We start from the raw sequence: 7,174 nt of genomic DNA, 5'->3' as shown, positions 1-7,174 counted from the left end.
TGTTGATGACTTCGCCTGCCATATTTCAATTACTGTTTCTGTTAGCGGATCGCTGGAAATCGTCGTCGGACCATGAGGACCGATAACCCCGGTTGTCCTCGAGAGCCTTGATCTGCCAATCGCGCGAATCAGGGCCGAACTTGATGCGTCCAGAGCCCACGGGCGCGTGGCTCAAATCGGCATTGCCGGCATCATCGAGTACGCCGTTGTAGGTCGATCCATCGTCGTAGGCGATTTCAAACTCCGCCGCGTTGACCGGTTCGTCGTCGCGGTATAGGTGCTGCAAGGAACGCTGTTCGCTGACCGATCGGACGGGAAACGCTGGCGGGAAAGACTGCGGCCCCTCCGTCCCATGATCCGCGGCGTGAACAAGAAACTGTCCGCTGGTAAAGCCAACGAGCCCGCTCGGACTAATCTCCAGCACGGTTCCCCCGCCGTTGATTCGCACTCCCTTGGCAGCCGTCAGATTGATCCACCCATCGGTGCTGACGACTTCAGCATCTTTTTTTGCGATGACCTGCACGCTATTGCTCTGAGCCTCGATGCGAACCTTGCCCGCAGCCGCCGTCAGCGCGATCCCCGCTTTCTGCGCAAACACCGCGACCGACTCCAGCGCACTCGCAAACAACGAACGCGCCGCCGCCAGGCTGATGTGCCGACCAGTCGTCACCGCGAGGTCTTTGTCGCTTGCGAGGTGCGTGCTGCCCGCCGTCGTCGCCTGTATGCCAGCCGGACTGGCGAGCGTCAGATGCGGCTCGGCGAACTCTGGAAAGCCGCCTGAGTGAGGATTGCCTTGGCCCACGCCCCGTAGCGCGTCATTGGTCGTCTTAATGGACTTGGCCACGTCCGACTGATTGCCGCTCGCCGTTTGCGCGCCGTGCCGCTGCGCGAGTTCGGCCATGCTCTCGTGAACGTCGCGCGCCTGAGTCAGCCGCCCGATCGTCTCGCCCATGTCCGTCGCATGGGCTTGCGCGCCGGTGCGAGCCTCGGTGGTTACGAGCAATCCCTTGGCCGCCCGAGCTACGCCATGCCCGTCGGTGCGCAGTTCGAACCCTTCGCCGCGCGCCTCCTTGCGGCCTTCCTTGCCGAAGATGCGGCGGATGAAGCCGAGGCTCAGAATCGACGAACTCTGGTCACTGGCAAGCTGAGCCTGCAATTGATCCTTGGTATCGTCCAGCGCAAGATGATTCGATTTCAGGCCGTCGCCCAACGACAGGCTCCTGATGCCCGACAGACTTTGGTTGCGCGGCAAATCCCAGGCAGGCGGCTTGTCGTGATTGACGACGCTGCCCACGATGATCGGCAGATCGGGATCGCCATTGACGTGCTCGACGATCACTTCATCTCCGACGCGCAGCGGCAGCGCCATCCCGCGCGCATAGCCTTGCCACGGCATCGCCACGCGCACCCAAGCGCACCGGTCACCGTCGAACTTGCCCTCGCGATCCCACGCGAACTGGATCAACACGCGGTTCATCGCGTCGAGCCAGTGCTCATAGTCGCCATAACCGACGACGATCGCGTTCTCAGGTCCGCCGATGCGCGGCTTGGGCGTCTTCTGTTCGAGCCGGTGATACTCGCCCGCCGGCTGAATCTCGAAGTCCGCGTCGCAGCGAAACGGCGGCGCGCCGGCTGCTTCGACATCGACTTCCCGAATATCGAGCGTGCAGGAAACCACGAGGTAGTTCGTGTTGGCTTTCTGCTGCGGATACTCGATCAGACTGAACCGATAGCCCGGCAGAAGGCCCGTCAGGTGTCCGTGGCCCTTCGCGCGCAGGGTCTGACAGCGCAATGCGCCCATGCGCACGTCCGACAGATACCGCGCCTCGTCCCGCTTGTCGTTCGGCGCGCGATCCAGACCGTCTTCGAGCGGCTGCGCGAAATCGCCCCAGCCGTAATGCTCAGGTTGGGGATGCTTGAGATTGCGCGGCTGTGCCGATGTGCCTTCTGGCGTCGTCACCGGTCGCGCCAGGTGCGGGTTCGTGTAGTCGTAGTCGCGCAGCGTGACCTGTCCTGTGCCGAGGACGTTGCGGATCGATAGCGTATCGATGTATTCCTCGTCGAGCCGCTCGCCGCGCGACGGGTGATAGCGAAGCGTCTTATGCGCGGGCCCGTGCGACTTGTGTGCGCTCATCAGGTCAGTGAGCACCATCCGGCAGTGGCCGTCTGAATGCTCGAACCAGAACCACAGTCCCCATTCTTCCCACAGCCTGCGCAGGAACTGATAATCGCTTTCCCACGCCTGGCGCTGATAGTCGCGCTTCGGAAAGACGCGATTGGAGAAACCCCAGACGCCCAGCCGGTAATCGACCTGCATCGGATAGCGGCTCAACACATCACGCGAAATCGCGATGACGTCCTTGCCGAAGAACGCGCGCGATTCCTGATTCAGCGTTGCCAGATGAAGCGGCGGGCGCAGCGTGAATTCGTACACCATCGAGCGGCCTTCACGGCCGACGAAGCGCGTCGCCGTGATCATGCCGGTGATCTCGCGCGTGTGAGCGCCGACATGACCCGCGCCGGTATCGCCGGGCAGGCCGGGGATGAACGTTCCGTTTCCGGTCACTTCGATGGTGACGGTCGCGGTTTTGCCCAGCAGTTTGTCGAGGTCGAGATTGGCGTCTTCGTCGTGCGAGTAATAGCGACTATTCAACGTCTTCGCGGTGACCGCGTACTCGAATATCTCGCCGATGGCCTCGGTTCCGTACAGGCGCGTTGGTGCCAGAAAGGGCGTGCCGTAGTAGTCGTCGGCGGGAAGGGCCGCGCAGCGAAAGCCGAGCGTGCGGGCTTGCGTTAGTTCCATCATGCGGCAACCCTCAAGCGGGAATGATCGTCGCGCCGCAGGCGGTCTTGTCGCCGATCAGCGCGACTTTCACGCCCTTGTGCCGGCGTGCGCCCGTTGCGATGATGGGATAGGTCCCGCCGCACCTCGGGCACTCGGTCAGGTGCCCGTCCAGCGCCGTCGGGATGCCCCTATGTTTGAGTTCGGCCGCAGCCTGAATGATGGTGCTGCCGTGGTCGGTCTTGTCGCCGAGGCGGGCTGCGTCACGCCCTGTAAGATCCCTCATCGTCTGCCATCCTTATCGTTATCTGGATTGGAATGGCGGATAGGCTACGACAAGCCGAAGCGCTGCCCGCAAGCATCGACAAAATGTCACTGCTACAATTTCGCCGGTGCGGATGCGTCTTTCCTCCGACTATCGGCGGACGCTTGCTCAGGTGCGTGGGCGAAACCTGGCGCGCTTTCTGCGACGCCAGGCCATCCCATACCACTGAAAAGGCGAACAGAGACATGGCGAAAAACACCGACCTCGACGACTTTCGCGTCCCGTTCTTCGACGGCGGCAAGAAGCTCAAGCCATTCGATCTAAGCTCCGTCGATCCCTCCGCGAAGCCCTTTTCCACCGGTACCAAAGACGGCGACCGCGCGCGTCTGGCCGAAATCGGCGCACAACTCGACGACCTGCAAGAGCGATTGCACGCGCAGCGGCATCAACGGGTGCTGCTCGTTCTCCAAGGCATGGACACGAGCGGCAAGGACGGCACGGTCCGCGCGGTTTTCCACGACGTCGATCCGCTCGGCCTGCGCATCGTGCCGTTTCGCGCGCCGTCCGAACGCGAGGCCGCGCACGACTTCCTCTGGCGTGTCCACGCGCAAGCGCCGATGGCCGGCGAATTCGCCATCTTCAATCGCAGTCACTACGAAGACGTCCTCGTGCCGCGCGTGCTGAAGCAAATCGACGCCGACGAATGCGAGCGGCGCTATCGCCATATCCGCGATTTCGAGGCGCTGATGGCGGACACGGGCACGACCATCGTCAAATGCTTCCTGCATATTTCGAAGGACGAACAGCGCGAGCGCCTGCAAGCACGCATCGACGATCCGACGAAGCACTGGAAATTCGATGTCTCCGATCTGGAGGCGCGCAAGCTCTGGGACCATTACCAGCACGCGTATGCCGTCGCGCTCGGTGCGACATCGACGGACTATGCGCCGTGGTACGTCATTCCCGGCAATTCAAAGACGCATCGCAACGTGATGGTTGCCGAACTGCTTCTGCGCACCATGCAGGGCATGAAGCTGGAATTCCCGCCGGCGAAGGAATCGCTGAAGGGCATCAAAGTCGAATAATCAGGACATCAATAACAAGGAAGCGTATGTTTCGCGTCATCACCGCTAATCTGAACGGCATTCGTTCGGCCGCCAAGAAAGGCTTCTTCGACTGGTTCGGCGAGCAAAAATCGGATGTCGTCTGCGTGCAGGAAATCAAATGCTCACAAGACGATCTGACACCGGAGTTTCTCGCGCCGCACGGCTTTCAGGGCTACTTTCAGCACGCGGTCAAGAAGGGCTACAGCGGCGCGGGCGTCTATACGCGCCATGAACCGGACGATGTGATCATCGGTTTCGGCAGCGAGGAATTCGATCCCGAAGGCCGCTACGTGGAAGCGCGCTTCGGCAAGCTGTCCGTTGTTTCGGTGTACGTGCCATCTGGTTCGAGCGGTGAAGAGCGTCAGCAGGCGAAGTATCGTTTCATGGACGAGTTCATGCCGCATCTGGCGGAACTGTCGAAGGAGCGCGAAGTCATCGTGTGCGGCGACGTGAACATCGTGCACAAGGAAATCGACATCAAGAACTGGAAGAGCAACCAGAAGAACTCCGGCTGCCTGCCCGAAGAGCGCGAATGGCTCACGAAACTATTCGATGAAGTCGGCTACGTCGATGTTTTCCGCACGCTCGACACGCGCCCCGAGCAGTACACGTGGTGGAGCAATCGCGGTCAGGCGTATGCGAAGAACGTCGGGTGGCGTATCGATTATCAGATCGCGACGAAGGAAGTCGCAGCCAGCGCAAAGAGCACTTCCGTGTTCCGCGATATCAAGTTCAGCGATCACGCGCCGCTGACCGTCGATTACGACTGGAAACTCGCGAAGAAATAAGCGCGCTAGCGGCCCGTCTTCTTGAACCGGCCCATGCCCGCATAAGTCGGCAACTGATCGATGTTCTTGCCGATTGCCTTCGCGTAGAGCGGCATCATGTCGGGCATGCGTTTCAGCAGATCCTGCCGGCGATCCGGGCCGTACGGATGCATCCAGATGAAGCCGTTGTCCGCGCGGCGCGTGGCCGAATCGACCTTGTTCCACAGCGTGACGGCGGCGCGCGGATCGTAGCCTGCGCGCGACGCGATCTCGCTGCCGATCACATCGGCTTCGGTTTCGTCGGCGGGGGAGTAGCGCATGGCGAGCAATTGATCGCCGATGCCGAGCGGCGTCGAGCCGACATCCGCGAAGCCGAAAAGCTGCGGCATCGTGCCCGCGGTGAGTTGCGCGGCCTGCTGCCGTCCGAGCCGCTCGCGCGCATGTTCGCGCAGCGCGTGAGCAATCTCGTGGCCGATCATCATGCCGATTTCGTTGTCGTTCAGGCGCAGCTTCTCGATCAATCCGCTATACACGACGATCTTGCCGCCCGGCAGACAGTACATCCGAACCTCGTTCGACTTGACGACGTGCGTTTCCCACTTCCACGCCTTCGAGCGGTCGTTCCACTTCAAGGCAAACGGGACCTCGTGATTCACGATATCGTGCACGCGCTTTGCGAGCGGGTTGTCATTGCCGAGCAGCAACTTGTTGCGCTCCGCCTCGTGAATGATCTGCGCGTATTCGTCGGCGGACTGCGACTCGAGCGTCGCGGGGGGAATCAGGTTGCGAAACAGCGCCGTGTCGCCGAAGCGGACCTGGCTGTTCGGTGCGGTGTAGGCGGGCGGCGCGCGATCCTCGTCCTGGGCCCGCGCGACGAGCGGTGTCAACGACGCAAGCGACGTGAGGAACGCCGCAGCCAGCGCGCCGGTCAGCGCACGATTGGCGAATCTCCGCACCGTCATCGTTTTGATCTCCAGGGCGCGATCAACGGCAACAGTAACATGCCCGGAATCGACAGCGCGACGCAGACGAGGAAGTACTCGAACCAGCCCGTCTGCGCGACGATGAACCCGCTCGCCGACGCCGCCACCGTGCGCGGCACCGCCGCGAGGCTCGTAAAGAGCGCGAACTGCGTCGCGGTGTAGCGCGGATCGGTCGTGCTCGCGATATAGGCGGTGAAAGTCGCGAGCGTCAGGCCCGTCGCGAACGTCTCGAAGCCATACAGCACGCCGAGCGCGAGCGGCGAAGGCCCGATCTTCGCGAGCCATGCGAATCCGATGGTCGCGACGATCTGCAGCACGCCGAAAATCCACAGCCCGCGCGCGATGCCGATTTTGACGAGAAACACGCCGCCGACGATTCCGCCCGCGATGCTCGTCCAGAACGCGACCGTCTTCGCGATCACGCCGATCTGCTTCATCGTGAAGCCGACATCGAGGAAGAACTTCGTGGCGAGCGCGGTCGCCATGGTGTCGCCGAGCTTGTAGAGGAAGATGAAGCTGAGCACGAGTAGCGCGTTGCGCCAGCCATCGCGCGTCACGAACTCATGGAACGGCTCGATGATCGCGTCGCGCAGATTCTTCGGCGGCGCGCCGTGGATCTCCGGCTCCTTGATGCACAACGTCATGATGATGCCGGGCAGCATGAACAGCGCTGTGACGATGAAAACCGTTTTCCACGGCAGGAAACCCGCGAGAATCAGCGCCAGCGAGCCCGGCACGAGGCCCGCGACCTTGTACGCATTGACGTGGACCGCGTTGCCGAGACCTTGCTCGGTATCGGCGAGCAATTCGCGCCGGTACGCGTCGATGGCAATATCCTGACTCGCGCTGAAGATCGCGAGCAACAGGGCGATGCCCGCCACCGTCCAGAGGTTCTGCGCAGGCGAAAAGAAGCCGAACGCGCCGATCGCGAGCGCCACGAGCACCTGCATGAACAGCATCCAGCCGCGCCGCCGGCCCGGCCGCCAGAACGGCAGATGCGGAACGTAGCGGTCCATCAGCGGCGCCCAGACGAACTTCCACGTATAGGGAAGTCCGATCAGGGCGAACAGGCCGATCTGCTTGACGTTGATGTGCTCGGTCGTGAGCCACGCCTGGATCAGGTTGACGAGCGTGAAGAGCGGCAGGCCGGACGTGAAACCGAGAACGACGCAAATCAGAATGCGCGTGTTCAGGAACGCGCGCCAGCCGGGATGATCTTCGTGAGCGGTAAGAGCGGGCGCCTCGTGTGGCGTGTCGGGCATGTCGATGAT

The 7,174-nt window shown here is 62.2% G+C and carries 6 protein-coding genes; 2 read left to right on the top strand and 4 right to left on the bottom strand.

Going from position 1 to position 7,174, the window contains the following annotated elements; genetic code table 11:
- Positions 1 to 25: 25 nt before the first annotated feature.
- Both BG57_RS19280 and BG57_RS19275 read right to left on the bottom strand, forming a co-directional pair.
- Positions 26 to 2,806, bottom strand: coding sequence for a type VI secretion system Vgr family protein (locus BG57_RS19280; RefSeq protein WP_052005890.1), 2,781 nt, complete (start codon positions 2,804 to 2,806; stop codon positions 26 to 28).
- Positions 2,807 to 2,816: 10 nt separating this feature from the next.
- Positions 2,817 to 3,068, bottom strand: a complete 252-nt coding sequence (locus BG57_RS19275) for a PAAR domain-containing protein (protein ID WP_035967219.1) — start codon at positions 3,066 to 3,068, stop codon at positions 2,817 to 2,819.
- Positions 3,069 to 3,292: 224 nt separating this feature from the next.
- Here BG57_RS19275 and BG57_RS19270 point away from each other — a divergent pair, with 224 nt between their 5' ends.
- Together BG57_RS19270 and BG57_RS19265 are read left to right on the top strand one after the other, a co-directional pair.
- Positions 3,293 to 4,132: a PPK2 family polyphosphate kinase gene (locus BG57_RS19270; RefSeq protein ID WP_035967217.1), complete on the top strand. Its 840-nt coding sequence runs from the start codon at positions 3,293 to 3,295 to the stop codon at positions 4,130 to 4,132.
- A 26-nt stretch (positions 4,133 to 4,158) separates the two neighbouring features.
- Positions 4,159 to 4,941: an exodeoxyribonuclease III gene (locus tag BG57_RS19265; RefSeq protein WP_035967216.1), complete on the top strand. Its 783-nt coding sequence runs from the start codon at positions 4,159 to 4,161 to the stop codon at positions 4,939 to 4,941.
- 5 nt (positions 4,942 to 4,946) lie between these two features.
- Here BG57_RS19265 and BG57_RS19260 read toward each other — a convergent pair whose 3' ends face one another.
- Positions 4,947 to 5,882, bottom strand: coding sequence for a M48 family metallopeptidase (locus BG57_RS19260; RefSeq protein ID WP_035967215.1), 936 nt, complete (start codon positions 5,880 to 5,882; stop codon positions 4,947 to 4,949).
- The gene (locus BG57_RS19255; protein WP_035967213.1) at positions 5,879 to 7,165 is read right to left on the bottom strand and encodes an AmpG family muropeptide MFS transporter; all 1,287 of its coding nucleotides are present in this window, start codon (positions 7,163 to 7,165) and stop codon (positions 5,879 to 5,881) included. The genes BG57_RS19260 and BG57_RS19255 overlap by 4 nt, the downstream gene beginning before the upstream one ends.
- Positions 7,166 to 7,174: the final 9 nt, after the last annotated feature.

Source organism: Caballeronia grimmiae (assembly GCF_000698555.1).
GTDB classification, from domain to species: domain Bacteria; phylum Pseudomonadota; class Gammaproteobacteria; order Burkholderiales; family Burkholderiaceae; genus Caballeronia; species Caballeronia grimmiae.
Note: the sequence above shows the minus strand (reverse complement) of the source record. Positions and strands in the feature narration are given on the sequence as shown.

Coding starts and splice junctions, on each gene's coding strand:
- BG57_RS19280 (WP_052005890.1), bottom strand. CDS start 2,806: ATGATGGAACTAACGCAAGCCCGCACGCTCGGCTTTCGCTGCGCGGCC.
- BG57_RS19275 (WP_035967219.1), bottom strand. CDS start 3,068: ATGAGGGATCTTACAGGGCGTGACGCAGCCCGCCTCGGCGACAAGACC.
- BG57_RS19270 (WP_035967217.1), top strand. CDS start 3,293: ATGGCGAAAAACACCGACCTCGACGACTTTCGCGTCCCGTTCTTCGAC.
- BG57_RS19265 (WP_035967216.1), top strand. CDS start 4,159: ATGTTTCGCGTCATCACCGCTAATCTGAACGGCATTCGTTCGGCCGCC.
- BG57_RS19260 (WP_035967215.1), bottom strand. CDS start 5,882: ATGACGGTGCGGAGATTCGCCAATCGTGCGCTGACCGGCGCGCTGGCT.
- BG57_RS19255 (WP_035967213.1), bottom strand. CDS start 7,165: ATGCCCGACACGCCACACGAGGCGCCCGCTCTTACCGCTCACGAAGAT.